General features: G+C 39.7%; 20 protein-coding genes and 2 other annotated features. Of the genes, 3 read left to right on the forward strand and 17 right to left on the reverse strand.

From position 1 onward, the window contains the following. Positions 1-25 precede the first annotated feature (25 nt). Positions 26-388: a fluoride efflux transporter FluC gene (locus FAY30_RS14990; protein ID WP_149870622.1), complete on the reverse strand. Its 363-nt coding sequence runs from the start codon at positions 386-388 to the stop codon at positions 26-28. 4 nt (positions 389-392) lie between these two features. Then, positions 393-779 carry a fluoride efflux transporter CrcB gene (gene crcB / locus FAY30_RS14995; protein WP_149870623.1) on the reverse strand — a complete coding sequence of 129 codons (387 nt, stop codon included), beginning with the start codon at positions 777-779 and terminating at the stop codon, positions 393-395. A gap of 143 nt (positions 780-922) precedes the next feature. Between crcB and FAY30_RS15000 the strand changes: the two genes are divergently transcribed. After that, a complete protein-coding gene (locus FAY30_RS15000) occupies positions 923-1,516 on the forward strand; it encodes a YhcN/YlaJ family sporulation lipoprotein (protein ID WP_149870624.1) in 594 nt (197 codons plus the stop codon). A 58-nt stretch (positions 1,517-1,574) separates the two neighbouring features. On the opposite strand, the gene FAY30_RS15005 is transcribed toward FAY30_RS15000, so the two are convergent. Together FAY30_RS15005 and FAY30_RS15010 are read right to left on the reverse strand one after the other, a co-directional pair. Next, positions 1,575-1,778 carry a DUF6501 family protein gene (locus FAY30_RS15005; RefSeq protein ID WP_149872728.1) on the reverse strand — a complete coding sequence of 68 codons (204 nt, stop codon included), beginning with the start codon at positions 1,776-1,778 and terminating at the stop codon, positions 1,575-1,577. Positions 1,779-1,874: 96 nt separating this feature from the next. Further along, positions 1,875-3,512, reverse strand: coding sequence for an AMP-binding protein (locus tag FAY30_RS15010; protein WP_149870625.1), 1,638 nt, complete (start codon positions 3,510-3,512; stop codon positions 1,875-1,877). A 239-nt stretch (positions 3,513-3,751) separates the two neighbouring features. Here FAY30_RS15010 and sda point away from each other — a divergent pair, with 239 nt between their 5' ends. Beyond that, on the forward strand, positions 3,752-3,880 hold the full coding sequence (gene sda, locus FAY30_RS15015) for a sporulation histidine kinase inhibitor Sda (RefSeq protein ID WP_411675496.1): 129 nt from the start codon (positions 3,752-3,754) through the stop codon (positions 3,878-3,880). 62 nt (positions 3,881-3,942) lie between these two features. Here the strand turns inward: sda and odhB are convergent, their stop codons facing one another. The 10 genes from odhB to trpE all read right to left on the reverse strand — a co-directional run bounded on the left by odhB (position 3,943) and on the right by trpE (position 15,960). Further along, on the reverse strand, positions 3,943-5,193 hold the full coding sequence (gene odhB / locus FAY30_RS15020) for a 2-oxoglutarate dehydrogenase complex dihydrolipoyllysine-residue succinyltransferase (RefSeq protein ID WP_149870627.1): 1,251 nt from the start codon (positions 5,191-5,193) through the stop codon (positions 3,943-3,945). Then, on the reverse strand, positions 5,193-8,033 hold the full coding sequence (locus FAY30_RS15025; RefSeq protein WP_149870628.1) for a 2-oxoglutarate dehydrogenase E1 component: 2,841 nt from the start codon (positions 8,031-8,033) through the stop codon (positions 5,193-5,195). The genes odhB and FAY30_RS15025 overlap by 1 nt, the downstream gene beginning before the upstream one ends. A gap of 156 nt (positions 8,034-8,189) precedes the next feature. Beyond that, positions 8,190-9,260 carry a tRNA 2-selenouridine(34) synthase MnmH gene (gene mnmH / locus FAY30_RS15030; protein WP_149870629.1) on the reverse strand — a complete coding sequence of 357 codons (1,071 nt, stop codon included), beginning with the start codon at positions 9,258-9,260 and terminating at the stop codon, positions 8,190-8,192. Positions 9,261-9,575: 315 nt separating this feature from the next. Next, positions 9,576-10,361, reverse strand: coding sequence for a tryptophan synthase subunit alpha (gene trpA, locus FAY30_RS15035; protein ID WP_149870630.1), 786 nt, complete (start codon positions 10,359-10,361; stop codon positions 9,576-9,578). Between the two features lies 1 nt (position 10,362). Next, entirely contained in the window at positions 10,363-11,562 is a 1,200-nt protein-coding gene (trpB, locus tag FAY30_RS15040; protein WP_149870631.1) for a tryptophan synthase subunit beta, read from the reverse strand. After that, entirely contained in the window at positions 11,537-12,178 is a 642-nt protein-coding gene (locus FAY30_RS15045) for a phosphoribosylanthranilate isomerase (protein WP_149870632.1), read from the reverse strand. The genes trpB and FAY30_RS15045 overlap by 26 nt, the downstream gene beginning before the upstream one ends. After that, positions 12,175-12,966: an indole-3-glycerol phosphate synthase TrpC gene (gene trpC, locus FAY30_RS15050; RefSeq protein ID WP_149870633.1), complete on the reverse strand. Its 792-nt coding sequence runs from the start codon at positions 12,964-12,966 to the stop codon at positions 12,175-12,177. The genes FAY30_RS15045 and trpC overlap by 4 nt, the downstream gene beginning before the upstream one ends. Continuing rightward, positions 12,967-13,992: an anthranilate phosphoribosyltransferase gene (gene trpD, locus FAY30_RS15055; protein WP_149870634.1), complete on the reverse strand. Its 1,026-nt coding sequence runs from the start codon at positions 13,990-13,992 to the stop codon at positions 12,967-12,969. Continuing rightward, positions 13,964-14,575, reverse strand: coding sequence for an anthranilate synthase component II (locus tag FAY30_RS15060; RefSeq protein WP_149870635.1), 612 nt, complete (start codon positions 14,573-14,575; stop codon positions 13,964-13,966). The genes trpD and FAY30_RS15060 overlap by 29 nt, the downstream gene beginning before the upstream one ends. Beyond that, positions 14,572-15,960 carry an anthranilate synthase component I gene (gene trpE, locus FAY30_RS15065; RefSeq protein WP_149870636.1) on the reverse strand — a complete coding sequence of 463 codons (1,389 nt, stop codon included), beginning with the start codon at positions 15,958-15,960 and terminating at the stop codon, positions 14,572-14,574. The genes FAY30_RS15060 and trpE overlap by 4 nt, the downstream gene beginning before the upstream one ends. A gap of 62 nt (positions 15,961-16,022) precedes the next feature. Further along, positions 16,023-16,276: a binding site (T-box leader), on the reverse strand. A gap of 38 nt (positions 16,277-16,314) precedes the next feature. After that, positions 16,315-16,567, reverse strand: a binding site (T-box leader). Between the two features lie 243 nt (positions 16,568-16,810). On the opposite strand from trpE, the gene FAY30_RS15070 reads away from it, so the two are divergent. Beyond that, entirely contained in the window at positions 16,811-18,088 is a 1,278-nt protein-coding gene (locus FAY30_RS15070) for a bacillibactin exporter BcbE (RefSeq protein ID WP_149870637.1), read from the forward strand. A 43-nt stretch (positions 18,089-18,131) separates the two neighbouring features. Here FAY30_RS15070 and FAY30_RS15075 read toward each other — a convergent pair whose 3' ends face one another. The 3 genes from FAY30_RS15075 to FAY30_RS15085 are packed head-to-tail and all read right to left on the reverse strand — an operon-like array spanning position 18,132 to position 21,746. Continuing rightward, positions 18,132-20,003, reverse strand: coding sequence for a PTS fructose transporter subunit IIABC (locus tag FAY30_RS15075; protein ID WP_149870638.1), 1,872 nt, complete (start codon positions 20,001-20,003; stop codon positions 18,132-18,134). A gap of 13 nt (positions 20,004-20,016) precedes the next feature. After that, positions 20,017-20,931, reverse strand: coding sequence for a 1-phosphofructokinase (pfkB, locus tag FAY30_RS15080; RefSeq protein WP_149870639.1), 915 nt, complete (start codon positions 20,929-20,931; stop codon positions 20,017-20,019). After that, complete coding sequence (locus tag FAY30_RS15085) at positions 20,928-21,746, reverse strand: DeoR/GlpR family DNA-binding transcription regulator (RefSeq protein ID WP_190284662.1); 819 nt, start codon at positions 21,744-21,746, stop codon at positions 20,928-20,930. Before FAY30_RS15085 ends, pfkB begins: the two co-directional genes overlap by 4 nt. Positions 21,747-21,810: the final 64 nt, after the last annotated feature.

The following is a 21,810-nucleotide window of genomic DNA, read 5'->3' on the forward strand; positions in this document are numbered from 1 at the left end:
AAGCATTCCATGATGAATGCTTCTTTTATTTAATCATTTTTCCGATCATAATGCCGCAAAAAGCCAGCACTATTCCGATTAGGTAACTATAAATGATATAGCTGTTAAATAGCTTGTTTTTTTTGGCACTTTTTAGCTGCTCGGCTTCCAGCATCATCGTGGAAAAAGTCGTAAAAGCTCCCATAAATCCAATTCCAAATAAAGAATAAATTCCGCCTTTTATCTGCATCCCAATTAACAAACCTAATAGAAAGGATCCAATAAAATTGACTGTTAATGTTCCTACTGGGAAGCCTGTTTTATACCGTTTTTGAACTTGTTGACTGACTGCAAACCTGCTGATTGCCCCGATAAATCCCCCCGCTGAAACCAATAGGATGTCGCTCATGGAACTACCTCTCTTCCTTTATTCCAAATTCACTTATTTTCAATCCTGCCCTAACAAAAAAAAGCCCGCCAACCAAGCTGATGCATATGTAAAGGACTCCAAAGGCATATTCCCTTCCTTCAAATAAATGGACTGTTTCATAGCAAAAGGTGGAAAATGTCGTATAAGAACCAACAAGCCCCGTTGTTAGGGCTGTCAATATATAGGGAGGCAGCTTTTTCCGGTTCACCCATCTGCTTGTTATCCAGCCAAGAAAAAACGCCCCAGATAAGTTGATGAAAAGAGTGCCGGTTGGAAAATGACTCCCCAAAAAATGTTCTCCCAAAATTGATAAAAAATAACGGAGCAAACTCCCTGCAATGCCACCCAATCCAACAAAAAAGTAAACCAATCAAAACACCTCGATAATGATTTCAAATCAAGTTCATTTTATCACATTTATTTTAGTATTAACCAAAATGTAGGCGGGATAGATTTTGGTTAATTAGACAAGCTAATTTATGTACAACTTAGATTAAAGGAGTGTAAAATGACATGAAAAAAAGTGTATTGGTAATTGGAACCCTTATCTTTAGTTTATATTTATCAGGTTGTGCACGGAACAATGTCAATGATGATGTAGCCTACCGCAATCGAAACGTAACAGACCCAACCAGAGTAAATTATAATACCCCAAATAACGGAGGACCTGCCATCACAGGTGTTGATACAAGCAATCGCGGACTTGACCGAAATCGAACCAATATTACAGATGTCCGCAATGACAATATGAATAATATTGGAAACAATCAATCAAAAATAAGAATTGCTGACAAAGCGGCCGGTAAAGTAACAGACCTGCCTGAGGTTGATCATGCAAACATTCTCGTAACCGATAATAACGCCTATGTTGCCGTAAAGCTTGACTCTAAATCGCGAAATGAATTGACCTCAGATATTGAGAATAAAATTTCGCGAGCAGTAAAATCAGTCGATTCTGATATCGATAATGTATATGTATCGGTAAACCCGGATTTTTATCAACGGATGAATAGCTATGCCGGTGATATTCGAAATGGCCGACCGTTTTCCGGTTTCATAGACGAGTTTTCTGATACGATCCGAAGAGTATTCCCCGACGCCCGGTAAATAGAAATAACAAAGGGTCAGATTCCTTTACAGGTTCTGACCCTTTGTCCTTGTTAAATTATAGATTTTGAAAATATTCCTTGTAAAACCCGCCAACTTTTCCGGTATTATCAATGATGTAATAAAACTCTTCCGTTTCGTTTTTTACATCATAAATGTTACCGACTGTTAAGGCATTATTCACAAGGTATTTTTTTGCATCAGTATGAATGCATTTTACTTTTTTTCCTGTTTCCCGATCTCGCCAAGTCAAATGAATCATTCTTGCCATCGTTCCTTTCGGTATTGTCCATGTACTAGTATAATCAATTTTACAGGCAATGTGCAACAAGATAGAGTTTTCTTTCCTAACGGCAAGTTAATTTTTTACAATCTCTATTGCTGTTTCTCTTAGACGGAATTTTTGAATCTTTCCTGAAGCTGTCATCGGATAGGCATTCGTAAATTCAATATAACGGGGGATCTTATGTTTGGAAATCTTCCCATTGCAAAACTCCCTTATCTCTTCGGCATTAGCCGTTTCTCCCTCTTTTAAGATAATCCAAGCCATAACTTCCTCACCATATACTTGATCCGGAATCCCAATTACCTGTATATCAAGTACTTTCGGATGGGAGTAGAGAAACTCTTCAATTTCCCGTGGATAAATATTTTCCCCACCTCGAATAATCATATCTTTTAAGCGGCCGGTGATTTTACAATAACCATTTTCATCCATTATGGCTAAATCACCTGTATGGAGCCACCCCTCTTTATCAATGGCCTCATGTGTAGCCGTCGTGTTCTTATAATATCCTTTCATGACATGATATCCTCGTGTACAAAGCTCTCCCTGCACACCCCGGCCAACTTCTCTATTTGTGCCGGGCTCGACAATTTTCACTTCCACGTTAGGTAAGGCCTTTCCTACTGTTTCAACCCGCAGCTCGATTGGGTCATCTGTTCTTGTTTGCGTAATCACTGGGGATGATTCTGTTTGACCATAAGCAATAGTAATTTCCGCAGCTCCCATTTTTTCAATGACTGCCTTCATTACTTCAATCGGACAATTTGACCCTGCCATTATTCCTGTTCGTAAGGTTGAAAGGTCGTACGGTTCAAAATCGGGATCATTTAATTCGGCAATAAACATTGTTGGGACACCATGAAGCCCTGTACACTTTTCGTCTTGCACGGTTTGTAAGACTCTTTTCGGATTGAATTCCTGAACCGGCACCATTGTAGCGCCTACGGACACACAAGCCATCGTTCCCAGAACACAGCCAAAGCAATGAAAAAAGGGCACAGGAATACAAAGTCGATCTTCAGCTGTCAACTTCATACAATTAGCGATATTAAAGCCATTATTCACAATATTGTAATGGGTAAGCATGACCCCTTTAGGGAACCCCGTTGTCCCAGAAGTATACTGCATATTAATGACCTCATCCGGATGAAGGGAATTCATCCTCTCATTTAAGTTCTCATCTGATACTGTTTCGCCAAGCATGACAATATCGTCCCAGGTAAAAGTGCCAGGATATCTTTTATTACCAAGGACAATGACATTTTTTAGAAAAGGCAGCCGGGTGCTAGTTAGCCTCCCTGGTTCCGATGTCATTAATTCTGGGACAATTTCATAAACCATCTCTATATAGGAGGAATCCTTCCAATGATCTATTAAAAGGATTGTTGTAGCATCAGATTGTTTTAAAAGATATTCAAGTTCTGAAGTACGATAGTTTGTGTTAACCGTTACGAGAACTGCGCCCATTTTAGCTGTAGCAAATTGAGTAACAAGCCATTCAGGAGTGTTAGTCGACCATGCGGCAAGATGCTCTCCTTTATCAATTCCAAGCTTCATAAAACCCTTTGCTGCTTTTCGGCAAATATCATCAAATTCGCGATAGGTCCATCTTAAGTTCCGATCTGAATAAATCACTGCTTCATTGTTAGGTTGTATTTCCGCTTTTTTCTCCAATAGCTTTCCAATTGTCACATTTAATAATGATGTCATCATTCATCCCCCCTAAGATACAAGTATAACAACGCTTCCAAGTAGAGCGCTTTCAAAATCATGTTATCACATTTATAAGAATATTCAATAAAATTAAAAAGCAACTTTTTAGAACCTAATTGTGAACCTTTTTTAAATTTTGCTAAATAGGGGTTCTCAAAATCTATGAAAACCATTACAATAATAAAAACTGAATATTTAATCCATTTTCCAAGGAGGGCATTCTCAAATTGAAAATTATGAGTAACGAGCAGTTGGTTGTTTCGTATCGGGATGCATTAAAAACTGGAAAGGAAAAGGAATGGATTAAGATTTTAAAAGATGAAATCCAACGTCGTGGACTAAGGCCATTTAAGAAACGTACCTAGAACATGCCACATGTAAAAAAACCGCTGAAAATATTTTCAGCGGTTTTATATTTTTTCGAGGGTTAACCTTCCAATAGTAAATTTTCCGGGTCTTCAAGTAATTCTTTAATTTTACTAAGAAAGCTTACCGCCTCCTTTCCGTCCACAATCCGATGATCATAGGAAAGGGCAACATACATCATTGGCCGGTTCTCCATTCTATCTTTGTCGATGGCGACCGGTCTAAGTTGGATTTTGTGCATTCCTAGAATACCAACCTGCGGACCATTTAGGATTGGGGTTGAAAGCAAGGATCCGAAGACACCACCATTTGTGATGGTGAAGGTTCCTCCATGTAAATCCTTTAAGGCCAATTTATTTGTTTTTGCTTTGTCCGCTAACTCCATAATGTCCTGCTCAATTTCTGCGAAGGATTTTCGGTCTGCGTCCCTGACAACGGGTACCACTAGTCCATCTTCGGCGGCAACGGCTATTCCGATATCATAGAATTTTTTTATTAGCAGTTGATCACCCTGGATTTCGGCATTTAAATAAGGAAACTTTTTCAATGCCGCCACTGATGCTTTTGTAAAAAAGGACATAAACCCAAGACGAACATCGTGCTCTTCGAAGAATTTGTCCTTCCGCCGTTTTCTAAGATCCATCACAGCGGTTAAATCAATTTCATTAAAGGTTGTCAGCATTGCAGCTGTTTGCTGGACTTCAACAAGTCGTTTAGCAATCGTTTGCCTCCGCCTTGACATCCGTTCATAGATAATTGGTTTTGACTCTTCGCGCTTAGTAGGTTCAAATTCCTTTTTAGGCGCTGACTTCAAATTATTATTACTTTCTTGCTGATAGGAAGTTACATCCTGCTTACGAATTCTTCCGAGCGGGTCAATTGTAGGGATTTCATTTAGGTTTACCCCTTTCTCCCGTGCAAGTCTTCTGGCCGCCGGTGATGCAATTGGTCTTTGATTACTGCTATCTGCACTTTGATTGGTTCCTTTTTCTTGCTGAGCTACTTTTCGTTCTAGTTTTGTTGTATCTGTTATTGGTTCTGCTTGTTCACTTTCGGGTGCAGGTACCGGTCCTTCGCCACTTTCATCGATAATGGCAATCGTTTCACCAACCGTTACAATATCTCCTTCCGAAGCTTTCTGTTCGGCGATTATCCCGGAAAAATCCGATATAATTTCGATATTCACCTTGTCTGTTTCTAATTCGACCAGGTATTCGCCCTTCTCCACATGATCTCCGATATTTTTAAGCCATTTCGCAATTGTCCCCTCTGAAATGGACTCCGCTAATTCTGGTACCTTAATCTCAGCCATTACAGTTTGCCTCCTTTTTCTTCCCATGTCAGTGCGGAATTAATAATTTTTGATTGACCTAGTTTATGAACATTTGGTTCGCCTTCTGCTGGGCTGGAACGGCGGCGCCGGCCAACATATTCAACCCGGATTCCATTTGGAGCTATTCCATTGATTCGAGGCTCAACAAAATTCCATGCACCCATATTTTTCGGCTCTTCCTGCACCCAGAAGATTTCCTTTAGATTTTTATATCGTATAAACATATCTTTTAGAATGCTTGAAGGAAACGGATAAATTTCCTCTAACCTTAACACTTGAAGCCATTCAAATTGATTGTCATCTTTTATTTCATTAGCAAGATCAATGGCCATTTTCCCTGAACAAAGGACGATTCGGGTAACTTTTTCATGATCCCTTTCCGATATGAATTGTTCTAATACAGGTTTAAATTCGCCTTCACACAGGTCAGTCCCTGACGAAGATACAAGAGGATTTCTTAACAAGCTTTTCGGTGCCATGATGATTAACGGCCTTACTTCCTCTTTCATCAACATCGCAGCCTGACGCCTTAAAATGTGAAAATATTGCGCCGCACTTGATAGGTTGGCAATTGTCCAGTTTTTTTCTGCAGCTGATTGTAAGAATCTTTCCAGTCTTCCACTTGAATGCTCCGGTCCTTGGCCCTCATAACCATGGGGAAGTAATAAAACCAGCCCTGATTTTTGTCCCCATTTCGCCGTGCCAGCTGCGATAAACTGATCAAAAATAACTTGCGCCGCATTTGCAAAGTCTCCGTATTGGGCCTCCCAAATGACCAATGTTTCAGGTGAAAACACTGTATATCCGTATTCAAAACCAACTACCGCCGCTTCTGTTAATGGGCTGTTATATACGGCAAATGAAGCCTTTGCGTCTGAGATTCTGTGAAGTGGTGAAAATGTTGCTCCTGTTTTGTAATCATGGAGCACCAAATTCCGTTGCGCAAAAGTGCCGCGTTCTGAGTCCTGTCCCGATAATCGAATCGGCGTCCCATCTGCTAAAATAGTAGCAAATGCAAGCGTTTCCGCTAATGCCCAATCCACTCTTCCTTTGTCACTCAGCGCTTCAGCTCGTCTATTTAAGATTTTCTCCAATTTAGGAAACACATTAAAATCTTTTGGCCATGCTAGTAACTCTTTATTTATTTTTTGAAGAACTGCTAAGGGAACCTTCGTAATAATCGATGCCTCTTCCTTTTTAAAAACAGGTGGTTCCGGTACCTTTATTTCTGATTCCTTTGGGATCATCGAAACTTTCTGAAAGGCAGCTTCTAATTTTTCCTGGACTTCCTTTTCCATCTTGGTTAACTCACTATCACTGACAATCCCCTCGTTTTTAAGGGTTTTCGCATAAATTTCCTTAACCGTTGAATGATTCTGAATGATGGAGTACATTTGCGGGCTCGTTGTCATCGGCTCATCCATCTCATTGTGGCCAAACCTCCGATAACCCACCAGATCAATAAGAAAATCCTTTTGAAAAACTGCACGATATTCTGCTGCTAAATTAGCTGCTTGCAAACATGCATCTGGGTCATCTGCGTTTACGTGGATAATGGGAATTTCAAAACCTTTTGCTAAGTCACTTGCATAACGAGTTGATCTCGAATCTTCAGATTCAGTTGTAAACCCAATCATATTATTTGCAATAATATGAATGGTGCCGCCGGTACGGTAACCTTTCAAGCGGCTTAAATTTAAGGTTTCTGCCACAATCCCTTCACCTGGAAATGCTGCGTCACCATGAATTAATATAGCGAGTGCTGTCTTATTATTTTCAATGGGATAACCTACTTTTGCACGATCATCTTGCCCGGCCCTTGTAAAACCTTCAACAACAGCTCCCACATATTCCAAATGGCTCGGATTATTTGCAAGCGACACCTTTGCTTTAACCGAATTTTCACTTGAGAGCTGCCTATTTAATCCTAGATGATATTTAACATCGCCGGTCCAGCCAAAATTAATTCCAATCGAACCCTCTGAAGGAACAAGTTCTTTATTAGGTGCATGCTGAAATTCAGCAAAAATCATTTCGTATGGTTTTCCAAGTACATGTGCGAGAACATTTAACCTTCCCCTATGGGCCATCCCTATATTTAGATAGGAAGCACCATTGTGAATAGCATCTGAAATAATTTCATCAATAATTGGCACCATTACGTCAAGCCCTTCAATGGAAAATCGTTTTTGCCCGACAAACGTTTTGTGGAGGAATTTTTCAAATTCTTCAACTTCATAAAGGCGTTTTAACGCTTTCACTCGCTGATTTTTTACATAAGACATATTTCTGGCAGATTCAATTTTTTCAATCAGCCAATTTCTCTCTTCCACCGCATGAACGTGGTCAAACTCGTAGGCAATCGTTTTAGTATAAGCTTCTTTTATAAATAGATAGGCTTCATAGGCATTTTCCAATACTAAAGATTTATTAGAACTAAGAATTTCCGCCGGTAAAGATAATAAATCCTCCTCAGTAAGTCCATAATTGCCTAATTCAAAATGTGTTTGATCCGGTTTATGTGTTCCCAGTGGATAAATATTAGCTGCGAGATGCCCATAGGTTCGGATATTTTCAGCAAGTTTTACTGCTGCAATTATTTTTCTCTGCTCACTTGGATTAGACTCCAATCCGGTTGGAACGTTTGGTAAGAATACTGGAAAATCAGCCTCATTTATTTTCCCGAAAAGTTCTCTCCATTCTTCTTCCACTGACAGCGGATCTTGTTTATACCTTTCAAATTGGTCAATTAAATAGCCAAAATTTGGACCAGATAAATTATTTAGAAAGGCTATTTTTTCTATATTTTCTTTGTCCATTCATCGAACCTCCTTAAACCGTTGTATCTGGTGACCATCTTTATTACTATTATCATTTCATAAATAAACGAACCGGAAATTGATGTAAATCAAAAAAAAAAGATGTCAATAGAGTGTATACCCTTCTGACATCTTTTTTCACTTAAATTTGAATGGCTATTTTTGAGCTGATAATTGTGGCAGAAAAGATAGCTCGTCAAGTTGGGCGGCAATCTTTGTTGCAGCGTCAAGAGGATTTTCAGCAACAATGTCAAAAAATTCTCCTTCATACTCCTGCCTTGCATGGTCATAACGCGGGTCATAATAGTGTTCAAGTAAAATCAGAATCATTTCTCGATAATCTTTTTCATGAAGTGATTCCATGAGCCTATTTCTTATTGCTGCATCTTTCACTCGTTTTAACACCTTTTCAATTCCTAAAGCGATCTTTTCAAAATACCAAGGCTCCTGTTCATAGGGAAGCACATATTCAGAAACAAGCTGTTTAACCCTTTGTTCAGGCGATGAATGAATATAAATATTGATTCCTTTAAATTTAACATCCATTAATTCTTCCGGTTGGACTGCTTTCCCAATTCGTTTGCTTTCTGCCTCAACAAGAAAATAATCGCTTCCTGCAATTTCTTGCAGTCCCTTAAATAAAAGGGAATCAAAGATTTTTTGATTATGGCCCTCACCAAGACCAATTGTTCCAAATATTGATCCTCGATGCCCTGCCATTTCCTCCAAGTCAAGGACTGGATACCCCTCTTTAGCCAATATCTTTAATACCTCTGTTTTACCAACACCTGTCATTCCATGAATAACAACGGCTTGATTCGGTATAATCGATGGAATTTGTTCAAGAATATGATGCCGATATGCTTTATATCCGCCGACTAAACGCCATGCATAGATACCGGCAAATTCCAAAAAGGTAACTACGGCTTTACTCCGCATTCCTCCACGCCAACAATGGATGACTAACTCACCACCCGTTTGATAGGAATGAATGGCTTTTAGAAGGTCGGGAATTTTTGGCGAAACAAATTCCATTGCTTTCCACTTTGCTGCTGCCTGGCCTTCATGTTTATAAATAGTTCCAACTTCTTGTCGTTCATCATTTGAAAATAGAGGGACATTGATGGCCCCGGGAATCGCCCCGTCCTTAAACTCAATTGGTGAGCGGATGTCAATGATTACAGGTTCCTTTAATTTTAGCAGGTCTTCCACAGTTATTTCCTTCATATACATTACGCCCCTAGGAAAAAAATAAATTCCGTACACATTAACTATCAAAAAAAACAAAACTTCCACGAATGGAAGTTTTATACGAAGTTTTCAGCCGATGGGAAAGTATAACTTTCCCATCAGACATAAGTGCAACTACGCCTCTGTCTACGCCCTTAGGAGCTTGCCAGTCGGCGAGTTTTTTTAAAAATGGCAAACAATTTTTAAGTACTTTAAAAATTTTTCACATTAAGAGTATATACATATTATAAAGAAGATAATCGTTGCTATCAAGAATTTGAGCACGCTTGTAAGCAATTAACACTTTTTCCACTATTGCATTAGTGATACTTGTTTGAAATCAGACATTAATTCTTTAATTTCACTATAACGGCCCTTTTCCAATAGATCCACAATTCTACTGCCAACAATGACACCATCACAATTTTTCGTTAATTCTGCTATTTGCTCTCTAGTCGATATGCCAAACCCCGCCATTACGGGAATCGGGCTAACCTCTTTAACCATTTTCAAAAATTGATATACTGCTTCGTCGTATTCATTTCTCTCTCCTGTGATCCCCTTAACGGTTACTGTATATAAAAATCCTCTTCCTTTACCTGCTATTGTTCGTATTCGCTCAAGAGGTGTTGTAAGTGTGACAAGGCGAATCAGTTCCACTTGTGCTTCCTCAAGCTGACTTGAAATGATCTCCTCTTCCTCAATTGGGAGGTCGGGAATGATACAACCATCAATTCCGGCAGCTCGAATATCTTGAACAAATTCAACTATTCCATAGGCATATATTGGATTTATATAAGTCATGAGAATGATTGGAATAGAAATGATCTCTCTGGCTTTTTCCAGTTCTCCAATTATCCCCCTTAATGTCGTACCATTCTTAAGTGCTCTTAAACCTGCACGTTGAATGGTTGGCCCATCTGCGACGGGATCAGAAAATGGAACACCCACCTCAATTGCTGTTGCACCAAAACTTTCAAGTAACACTAACCGGTCTGCCAAACTCTCAATTCCTCCATCCCCCGCCATGATGTAAGGAATGAAGGCTTTCCTGCTATCTTCTATAATTCCTCTAAATGCTTTCTCAAAACGATTCATTTTACTTCCTCCCTTCAAGATATGCTCTAACCGCATCGACATCTTTATCACCACGACCGGATAGACAAACAACAATGTTTTCTGTTACTTTCATTTCTGCAGCAAGTTTAATAGCATAGGCAACCGCATGAGCGCTCTCAAGCGCCGGAATGATTCCTTCAAGCCTTGATAATAGTTGGAAAGCTTCCAATGCTTCATCATCCGTAATAGAATGATAGATAGCTCTTCCACTGTCTTTTAAATAGCTGTGTTCCGGACCGACGCCGGGATAATCCAAGCCGGCAGAAATAGAGTGGGCTTCTTGAATTTGACCATCGTCTGTTTGCAATAAATACATTAACGCTCCATGTAAAACACCTGGTTTTCCTTTTGTAAACGAGGCTGCATGAAATTCAGTTTCAACCCCCGTACCAGCCGCCTCAATTCCAAACAACCTAACATCCTTATCCTCAATAAATGGATAAAACATCCCCATTGCATTGCTTCCACCACCGATACAAGCAACAACAGCTTCTGGAAGACACCCTTCCCTTTGAAAAAATTGTTCCTTTGTTTCTTTGCCGATAACACTTTGGAAGTCCCGTACCATTGCAGGAAAAGGATGAGGACCTACAACAGATCCTATTAGATAGTGAGTATCTTCCACATTGGTCACCCAATATCTTAGGGCTTCATTTACGGCATCTTTTAGTGTCGCACTCCCAGAGCTAACACCTACCACCTTAGCACCTAGTAATTCCATTCGAAAGACATTAAGGGCTTGCCGTTTGATATCTTCCTCGCCCATAAAAACAGTGCACTCTAGGTTTAACAGGGCGCACACAGTAGCCGTTGCTACACCATGCTGGCCTGCGCCAGTCTCGGCCACAATTCTCCTTTTTCCCATCCTAACTGCAAGCAGTGCCTGACCAATGGCATTATTGATTTTATGGGCGCCCGTATGATTCAAGTCCTCTCTCTTGAGAAAAATGTTGGCACCGCCGGCATGGTTCGTCAGATTTTCTGCAAAATATAATGGGGTCCTCCTGCCAACATACTCTTTTAACAATCTTGAAATCTCAGTATGAAAGCCAGGGTCCTTTTTTGCTGCTTCGTATGCTTCGTTTAACTCATTGACCGCCTTCATTAAAGTTTCCGGTACAAACCTTCCTCCAAAAATGCCAAAACGGCCTTTCTCATTCGGTAATGTATACGTGCTCATTCTCTTTTCCTCCTAAGCATTTTACTTTTTCAATAAATTCTCGTATTTTTACTAGATCTTTTATCCCATCGGTTTCTACTCCGGAACTTACATCAACCATATTAGGTTTAATGACTTGTATTGCCTGTTCTACATTGTTTGCATGCAAGCCGCCGGCAAGAATCACTTTTCTTCCTTTTAAAAGTGAAGGTTCAACCTCATTCCAATCAAATACGGTGCCATTACCACCACGGTATTTTCCTTTTGGACTATCGAGTAAAATATATTCCGCTGGATAATGAGAACACTCGGCTAAATTTTCATTATTATAAAAGCTCTTTGCCTTTATAACGGGCAGAGAAATCGATTCACTAAAGGAAGCGGATTCGTCTCCATGTAATTGAATATGGGTTAATCCGGCAACCTTTGCGATCCTTTCGACTTCCTCCCTTGATTCATTTACGAACACCCCAACCTTAAATACATCTTGTGGCAATGCTGAAATAATTTCTTTTGCTTGTTCTACGGTAACTTTGCGTTTACTCTCAGCAAATACAAACCCAATGGCATCAGCACCATATTGGACGGCCGCAAGTGCTGTATTCACATCCGTTATACCACAAATTTTCACTTTCATTTTCCCGCCTCCTTTTGAAGCGGCAGACGCAAGTCTCTGAATGCTTTTTTTACATCGTTGCTTGTCATGAATGCTTCACCAACTAAAATGCCATTCGCCCCGGCATTTCTTACTCGTTCTGCATCCTTTTTCTGATGGATCCCGCTCTCACTAATTAGATATGCGCCAGATTTTATTACTTCAGCAGCCAATGCTTCGGTAACGTCTAGTGAAACTTGAAAGGTTTTTAAATCCCGATTATTCACCCCAATTAACCTTGCACTCGTCTTCAGTGCCTTATTTAATTCTTCCTGATTATGAACTTCTAGCAAAACCTCCAAGCCTTTGCTTTCGGCATATTGAAATAACTCGCTTAACCGGGGTTCTTCAAGTGCTGCTGCAATCAAGAGAATCACATCGGCGCCGCTTGCCGATGCTGCATCAATTTGCAATGGATCGATAATAAAGTCCTTGCAAAGGATAGGCAGATCAACAGTCTTCCGGATTTTTTGTAAATCGGCAAATGATCCTTTAAAGAAGCTTTGATCTGTTAACACAGAAATGGCTGATGCGCCGGATTCTTCATATATTGCAGCTTGCACGGCCGGTTCCAGACAATCATTGATGATTCCTTTTGATGGCGAAGCCCTTTTAAACTCGGTAATTATTGCAAGATCGTCCGCTTCTTGAAGCTTCTTAATAAAAGATCTTTTTCGATATTCCGTTGATTGCAACCGTTGCTTATTTTCCTTTAGAAGGATAACCTCTTTTTTCTTCTGTTCAATTATACGATCAAGGACGGTTTCCATTTAGATCGCCTCTTTTCTGGATGCTTTTGATTTTTCTATAAGGGATGTTAATTTTTCGTACGCCGCTCCTGTTTGAATCATTTCTCTTGCAAGTTCAATCCCGTCTTTAATCGTGTCTGTTTTCCCGGCTGTAAATATACCGATTCCTGCATTGAGTACAACAGTATCCAGATGCGCTCCATGTTCCCCTTTTAATACTTTGACTAAAATTTCAGCATTTTCTTTTGAATCTCCGCCTTTTATACAGCTATTATCATACCGGGAAAGGTTCATTTCTTCTGGAAAAAAGGAATGATTGGTTATCCTGCCATTTTCCAAAAGGGTAAAATGGTTCTCTCCTTGAAGGGAAGCTTCATCCAAATATCCGGCGCCATTTATCACAACAGCTCGTTTCCGGCCAAGTTTATGCAGCACTTCTGTAAATACATTCAGCAGGTCCCTACGATAGACGCCCAGTAACTGATAGTCCAACTCTAAAGGATTAGTTAATGGGCCGATGAAATTAAAAATAGTAGGAATTTTTAATTGTTTGCGAACCATCGTAATTTTTTTCAATTTTGGATGAACATGCGGTGCGAATAGAAACGCAATCCCAATATCCTCAAGGATCTCTTCTGTTTTTTCTGCAGAAATATTTAAATTGATTCCCAAATGTTCTAATACATCAGCACTGCCTGTTTTACTGGAGATACTTCTGTTTCCATGCTTGGCAACAGGGACCCCTGCTGCCGCAATTACAAACGCAGATGTGGTGCTGACATTAAAGCTTGATGAACCATCACCACCGGTTCCGCAATTATCAAGAACATTGGGAAACTTTCGCTTAAAGGTCAATGTATGATTTTTTAATGATTTTACTATCCCAGTAATTTCTTCTACCGTCTCACCTTTTGATTTTAACCCCATCATAAATGCGGCAATTTCGGATTCAGATACTTCTTCGCCTAAAATAAAATCAAATACTTCTTTCATTTGGTTCTCAGAAAAGGATTGTTTTTCAGCTAACTGGAGTAAATAATTCTTCATTTGTCTTCTTCCTTTCTATTTCAAGTAAAAAGTTTTTTAGAATTTGTTTCCCTGATGGGGTTCCAATTGATTCCGGATGAAATTGCACACCATAAATCGGGTATTGTTTATGTTTAATTGCCATCACTTCATGGTCATCATTTGAATAAGCAGAGATCTCTAACTGATGATTAACAGTGTTTTTTTCAATTGACAAGGAATGGTAACGCATCACTTCAAGTGGAGATGCTATATTGGAGAATAATCCCTTTTTTTGATGTGTAATCAATGATGTCTTTCCATGCTTGATCTCACGGGCTCTTCTTATTTCACTGCCGAATGCAGCCCCAATGGCTTGGTGCCCAAGACAAATGCCTAAAATCGGAATCGACTTATAAAGGGTTTGAATCAATTCAATACAAATTCCGGCATCCTCTGGCCGTCCCGGTCCAGGTGAGAGGATAATGCCTTTCGGGTTTAAATTTTGAATTTCTTCAATCGTCAGTTGATTGTTTCGATAGACAATTATTTCTTCTCCTAATTCACCTAAATATTGATACAGATTAAAGGTAAATGAGTCGAAGTTATCGATAAGTAAAATCATCGCCCACCCTCCAAAAAGGATTTTAATTTATTCGATGTTTCTTCAAACTCAGATTCCGGGTTGGAATCGTGAACAATCCCAGCTCCTGCTTGAATACTTGCTATTCCATCCTTAATAATCATCGTTCGAATCGCAAGGGCGAAATCCATATTGCCGCTAGCCGACAAGTAACCAACCGCCCCCGAATATAGTCCGCGTTTTGACTTTTCAAGGGAATTGATGATTTCCATTGCCCTCACCTTTGGTGCCCCTGAAACCGTCCCGGCTGGCAGACAGGAAGCAAGGGCATCTGCAGCCGTATATTTTGAATGCAGCTTTCCGCTAACTTCTGATACCAGATGCATGACATGACGGAATTTTTCTACTGCCATATATTTCTTGACTTGCACAGAACCAAATTCGCAGACCTTACCAAGATCATTTCGTCCAAGATCTACGAGCATTCGATGTTCCGCTAGTTCCTTTTCATCATTTACTAACTCTTTTTCAAGCAATTGATCCTCCTCTATTGTGGCTCCCCGCCGTTTCGTACCGGCAATTGGATTTGAAATAACTGTTGTTCCCCTTGATTTTATTAAGCTTTCCGGCGAAGAACCGATAACGGTATAACCGTCGAATTCCAGATAAAACATGTATGGAGTTGGATTATGACTTCGATGGTTTCGATAAAGCGATAATGGTGATCCTTCAAATTTGGATTTCATTCGCCTTGAGAGAACCACTTGAAATATATCTCCATGGAGGATATGCTCCTTGGCAACTTCTACATTTTCTATAAAAGTATCTTTTGTGATTTCTGATTCAAACCCAGAAAAATGGAAAGGCTCTTCTTCAAGGTAAAAATCAGGTTGCTTAAGTTCCTCGATTCTCTGGATTACCCGCTTTTCAATCGCTTCCGACGTGCTTGTTTTTGAAAGCGGCAAACCGCAAATCATTACCTTTTCTTTTAGATGGTCAAACACAATGACCTCTTCATAGAACATTAGATGCACATCAGGCATATCTAACCCGTTCGAAAAGTCTTCGCCAATGACTTCATATTGTCTAACAATGTCATATCCAACATAGCCGACTGCACCGCCTATAAAGGGAAAAATCTCATCTTCAATGTTGTCTGCGGGCAAAAGATTTTTCAATACCTCCAGAGGGTTTCCTTGCAAAACCTCCCTTTTACCCTCACGATCAATAATTTCATTGCAATTTCCTCTTGAAATAAGCTCAAAAGCAGGATCTGTACCGATAAAAGAATAACGGCCTGAGTCATTGTATTTATGCGAGCTTTCTAATAAAAATTTTTTGTTGCCGCTAATTTTTTGCAAAATTGAAATGGGTGTTAATGTATCACCTTTTATCTCCTGTGAGAAATAACCATGTAATGTCTTCATGTCACAGCTCCCTTCGAAAAATAAAAAAATCGTCCTCTATATGCGCAAAAATTCTTACGCATATAGAGGACGATTTTGTATATCGTGGTACCACCTCCGTTTGAAGCAGAAAATATCTACTTCCTCTTTCAGGTACAGAAATATAATCACTTCGATACCCTATCCTTTTAACGGTGGAATTCCGTGCACCCCTACTTACAGTTCAAGATGCCTCTCGCAAGTCCATTCCACAAATCCATTCTTATCGGGCTCTCAGCTCCCCCGACTCTCTGGAAAGAATCAAATTTTGTGTACTCCTCTTGCTCAACGAGTTGCAATATTTTATTTAAAAAAAACAAAAAGAGCCCTCCATCCAAAAAGGACGGAAGACCCGTGGTGCCACCTTCATTAGCTAAATTTCAGCTCACTTTACCGATATCGCAGCTAATCGCCTTAAATATCTGTCTCTTATAACGATGAGATGTTCGCCAAAGCCTACTGGTCCATTTAGGAAGGTTCGGTTTGGAGGCTCAGAAGTCCATTCACTAATACGTCTACACTGATTCACACCTACCATCAGCTCTCTTTAGAATCCGTAAAAGATACTACTCTTCGTCAATGCCTGATACAATTTATTTATTGATTATTATCCTATCCAACTTTACTGTTTATGTCAAGCGATTATTTTTCAAAAATTCAAAATTGATTATCCACTCAGGATATTTTAGTTTTTTACACACTTCCATATAAAGGATACCTTATCCTTTGTTATTTTCAAGCGAACAAGCGAATATTAACAGTAGCGAAATTGGAAAGCAAATAGTCACGAACTCTTTGCTTGACAACATAGTGAAGGCGGGATAGAAGATTCATGGAACATATTGAAAATTTAAGCCAAAAATCAAAGACTGCAAAAAAGAAAAAATCTGCAGCAGGCGAAAAGGGAGCCAATGGGTTATTAAATCAAAAATGGGCAATTATTTCATTGTCTTCCATTCCCTTAGTCATGACCTTAGGAAATTCGATGTTAATTCCAGTGTTACCTTCCATGGAAAAAAAATTATCCATTTCTTCCTTTCAAACAAGCATGATTATTACTGTGTACTCCATTGTAGCGATTTTTTTAATCCCAGTGGCTGGTTATTTATCCGATCATATCGGCAGAAAAAAGGTCATTATCCCGAGCCTTATAATTGCCGGAATCGGCGGCCTTGTTTCGGGATGGGCTGCATGGAAGCTTGATGATGCCTATTGGCTCATTTTAACAGGCCGTGCACTTCAAGGGGTCGGTGCGGCCGGTGCGGCACCTATTGTCATGCCCCTGGTTGGCGACATGTTTAAAAATGATGATGACGTAAGCAGCTGCTTAGGTCTAATTGAAACATCCAATACCTTCGGAAAGGTCTTGAGTCCAATATTAGGTGCCTTATTGGCCGGGTTCATCTGGTTTTTACCTTTTTTTGCCTTTCCATTATTTTGTGCTATTTCCGTTATCATGATGGCACTACTCGTAAAGTGCCCCAAATCTGATGAAAAAATAATACCATTTAAGGAGTTTTTCAGGAATATAAAAAAAACCTTTACGGAAAAAGGTCGTTGGCTATATGCCATTTTTTTTATAGGCGGGATTCTTATGCTAATCCTTTTTGGAATCTTGTTTTACCTCTCAGAAATATTTGAAAAAGAATACGGCATTAAGGACCTCAAAAAGGGATTCTTTTTAGCCTTACCATTAGGTGCACTTTGTTTATCGTCCTTTATAAGCGGTAAGGTCATTAAGAAAAATAAAGTGCTGATGAAATGGTTAACTTTCGGGGGAATTGTTGCAGCAGCTCTTTCCATTGCAGCCTTATGGTTTTCCATAAAACTCTGGTATATGATTACCATGTTTCTCATCAGCGGCATAGGGATCGGTTTAGGCCTCCCATGTTTAGATGCCTTAATTACCGAAGGAATTGATAAAAAAGAACGGGGCACGGTTACATCGATTTATAATTCCATGAGATTCATCGGAGTCGCAGCAGGTCCTCCGATAATTGCTGTGTTAATGGGCCATTCCAACCATTGGATTTTTATCCTGCTAAGCAGCCTCAGTATCCTTGCGGCTTTTGTCGCTTTATTGTCAATCAAACCAAAAGTAGAGGGATAAAAAAGAGCTGAAGGAAATAAAACTCCCTCAGCTTTTTTCAGTTTTATGCAGTTTTTATAGGTTTTTTTAGGAAACCAATTAATAAGGCTGATACAATCGAGCCAATGACAATCGCTAAAGCATACATTAATGCTCCGCCTTCAACTAATGGAACAACAAAGATTCCGCCATGCGGGGCACGGAGGCCAATGCCAAATGCCATTGACAGCGCTCCTGCAATTGCTGACCCAGCCATTACCGATGGAATAACACGAAGCGGGTCTGCCGCTGCAAATGGAATTGCCCCTTCTGTAATGAAGGACAAGCCCATCACATAACAAGCTTTTCCCGCGTCCTTGTCTTGCTCATTAAACTTGTTTTTGAACATTGTAGTCGCAAGCGCAATTGCAAGCGGCGGCACCATGCCAGCTGCCATAATTGCTGCCATCGGTCCATATACACCGCTGGCTAACAACCCTGTTCCAAATACATATGCTGCTTTATTAACGGGACCACCCATATCAAACGACATCATAAGTCCAAGTACAACCCCTAATAGAACCGCATTGCCCGTTCCAAGTCCAGTCAGCCAATTAGCAATTTCCTTATTAATCCAGGCAACAGGATTGTTAACAACGTAATGCATTAAGAATCCCGTAATGGCAATCCCTAATAGCGGATAAATTAAAATACTTTTAATTCCTTCAAGCGAGCGAGGAAGGCCAGCAAAAGCTTTCTTTAACAATAGAACAATATAACCTGCAAGGAAACCCGCAATCAATCCGCCTAGAAAGCCTGCTCCTCCATGTGCGGCCATCAACCCGCCTACCATACCTGGTGCGAATCCCGGACGGTCAGCAATGCTGAGGGCGATAAATCCGGCAAGAACAGGGACGATAAGGGCAAATGCGTTATCTCCGCCGATGGCATTAATAACAGCAGCAATTGGATTATAAGATGGGTCCTCCGGATTTGCCGAGTTATAACCGAACATAAAACTAATGGCAATTAATATCCCGCCGCCGACGACAAACGGCAGCATATTTGATACACCATTCATTAAATGTTTATAAAATCCTTTTCGAGATTCTTTTTGATTTGATTCTTTGACGCCATTACTTCCATTTCCCTTATAAACCGGTGCATCCTGTTTTAATGCCTTGTCAATTAATTGATCAGGGCGTCGGATTCCCTCAGCAACAGCCGCTTGAATCACATGCTTACCTTTGAATCGTTCCATTTCAACATTGATATCGGCAGCAACGATAACTGCAGTAGCATTTTCAATTTCAGCTTTTGTCAGAACATTTTTTGCACCGCCAGAGCCATTGGTTTCAACCTTTATTTCTACACCCATTTCTTTTGCTTTGGCCTTTAATGAATCGGCCGCCATATAAGTATGAGCAATACCTGTAGGGCAGCCCGTAACAGCAACAACAGTATGTTTCTTACTTTCTGTTACTAGTGCTTCCTTTTCTTCTTCCTTATCATACCGATTGATGGTTTTCATCACTTCATCAGGAGTGGTTGCCATTAAAAGCTCATATCGTACTTCCACTTTCATCAATAATCCTGATAGACGGGCTAAAGCTTCTAAATGGGTATTATTTGCACCATCCGGAGCAGCAATCATAAAGAATAAATGTGCTGGTTTACCGTCTAATGAGTCATAATCAACACCGTTTGCGGATTTTCCAAAGACAATTGCAGCCTCCTTGACTGCCTTCGTTTTAGCATGTGGAATCGCAATCCCGTCACCAATCCCTGTTGTACTTTGTTCTTCCCTTTTTAATATCGCTGCTTTGAAATTGTCACGATCTGAAATTTTATCAGCCTTAAACAAGACGTCAACAAGCTGGTCAATCGCACTTGCTTTTTCAGTGCCTTTTATATCAAGTAAAATGGTATGTTCGGATAACAATTCAGTGATTTTCATTGTTGTGTCTCCCCTATATTAATTCCTTAATGGTAACCTGAGCCAAAAGAGCTTCTACATTTTCCTTTGTACATAGACCTAATGAAAAAGCAGTTGCACTGCCCGAAGCCACGCTGTAACGAAATGCTTCTTCGATATTTTTTTTTCTCTCAATAGCTGCCAAAAATCCCGCGACCATCGAGTCTCCCGCACCAACAGAGTTTTTCACCTTCCCCTTTGGAACAGCTGCAATTAGCACCTTGTTTTCGTTTATAAATACGGCTCCTTTGTCCGCGAGCGAAACAATTATATTTTGGGCACCTAATGTTATTAGCTTTTTACCATATGGAATCACATCCTCAACACTTGTTAGTGCTGTGTCAAATAAATGCCCAAGTTCATGATGATTTGGTTTAATTAAAAATGGCTTGTACGGGAGAACTTTCTTAAGCAGCTCCCCCTCTGCATCAACAACAAAATGAACGCCATTCTCTTGACAGATTAAAACAAGTTCCTCATAGGTTGTTACTGGCAGTGATGAAGGTATGCTGCCGGCAAGTACGAGTAAGTCATTTGAATTTAACTGTTTTATTTTTTCTTTTAATTGCGTAAAATCTATATCCGAAATATTAGGACCATTTGCATTTATTTCGGATTCCTGACCAGATTTAAGCTTTATATTAATCCGTGAATCTTCTTTAACTTCAACAAAATCTGTTTCAATCCGTTCTTTTTGAAGAAATTCCTCAATATAGGCTCCTGTAAAACCTCCGATAAATCCAAGTGCTTGACTAGGTGTTCCAAATTGGCTTAAAACTCGTGAAACATTAATACCTTTACCGCCTGGAAACTTCGCTTCACTTACTGTCCGATTTAACGTACCTAATTGAAAACTATCCAATTTAACAATATAGTCAACGGAAGGATTTAACGTTAATGTGTAAATCATGCTGTCACAACCTTTATTGTAGTTCTGTTTTCATAAAGCTTTTCTGCCTCATGCTCTAATTCATTTGTAATAATGGATGCTTCATGGATATCAGCAATTTTCGCAAAAGAAATTTCAGCAAATTTCGTATGATCCGCTAATACATATGCCTCCCGCGCAAGCGAAACGGCCTTTTGTTTAACTAAAGCCTCCTCCTGGTCAGGAGTAGTGAACCCAAACTGTGGATGAATCCCATTGACCCCGATAAAGCATTTATCAAATCGATATAGGTCAAGACTCGCTAATGCCCCGCGTCCAATGAGGGCATTTGTTCTTTGCTTTATCATGCCTCCAATGATATATGTCGAGATTCCTTTAGTCAGTAACGACGACACATGCATAAGGCCGTTTGTAACGACCACTATATCCTTATTTGGAAGGAATTCAATCATTTCAATCACTGTTGATCCTGCATCAAGATATATACAATCGCCCTCTTCCACTAAACTGGCGGCATATTGAGCAACAAGTCGTTTCTCTTGAAGGTTTTTGGATGCTTTCTCCATCATACTTGGTTCTTGCAATTTCCCTTGCAGTCTTTGAGCACCGCCATGAATCCTTTTTAAAAACTTTTGTTCTTCTAATTGTGATAAATCGCGTCTGATTGTTGATTCTGAGCTGTTTGTCAGTTCCATAATTTCTTGTATTTTTACAATATTTTTATCTTTTAATAATTGGAGAATCATTCGATGACGTTCTAGTGTTAACAAGTCATCACCACCTGAAATTTTATTCTTGATTAAATTATACTGAAACCGATTGCAAAAATCAATCATTTTCTTTCAAAAACACCCAAAACTTGACCGTTTTTGAATGTTTCTCAACATTTTTCAGGAAATT

It is taken from the genome of Bacillus sp. S3 (genome assembly GCF_005154805.1).
GTDB lineage: Bacteria > Bacillota > Bacilli > Bacillales > Cytobacillaceae > Neobacillus.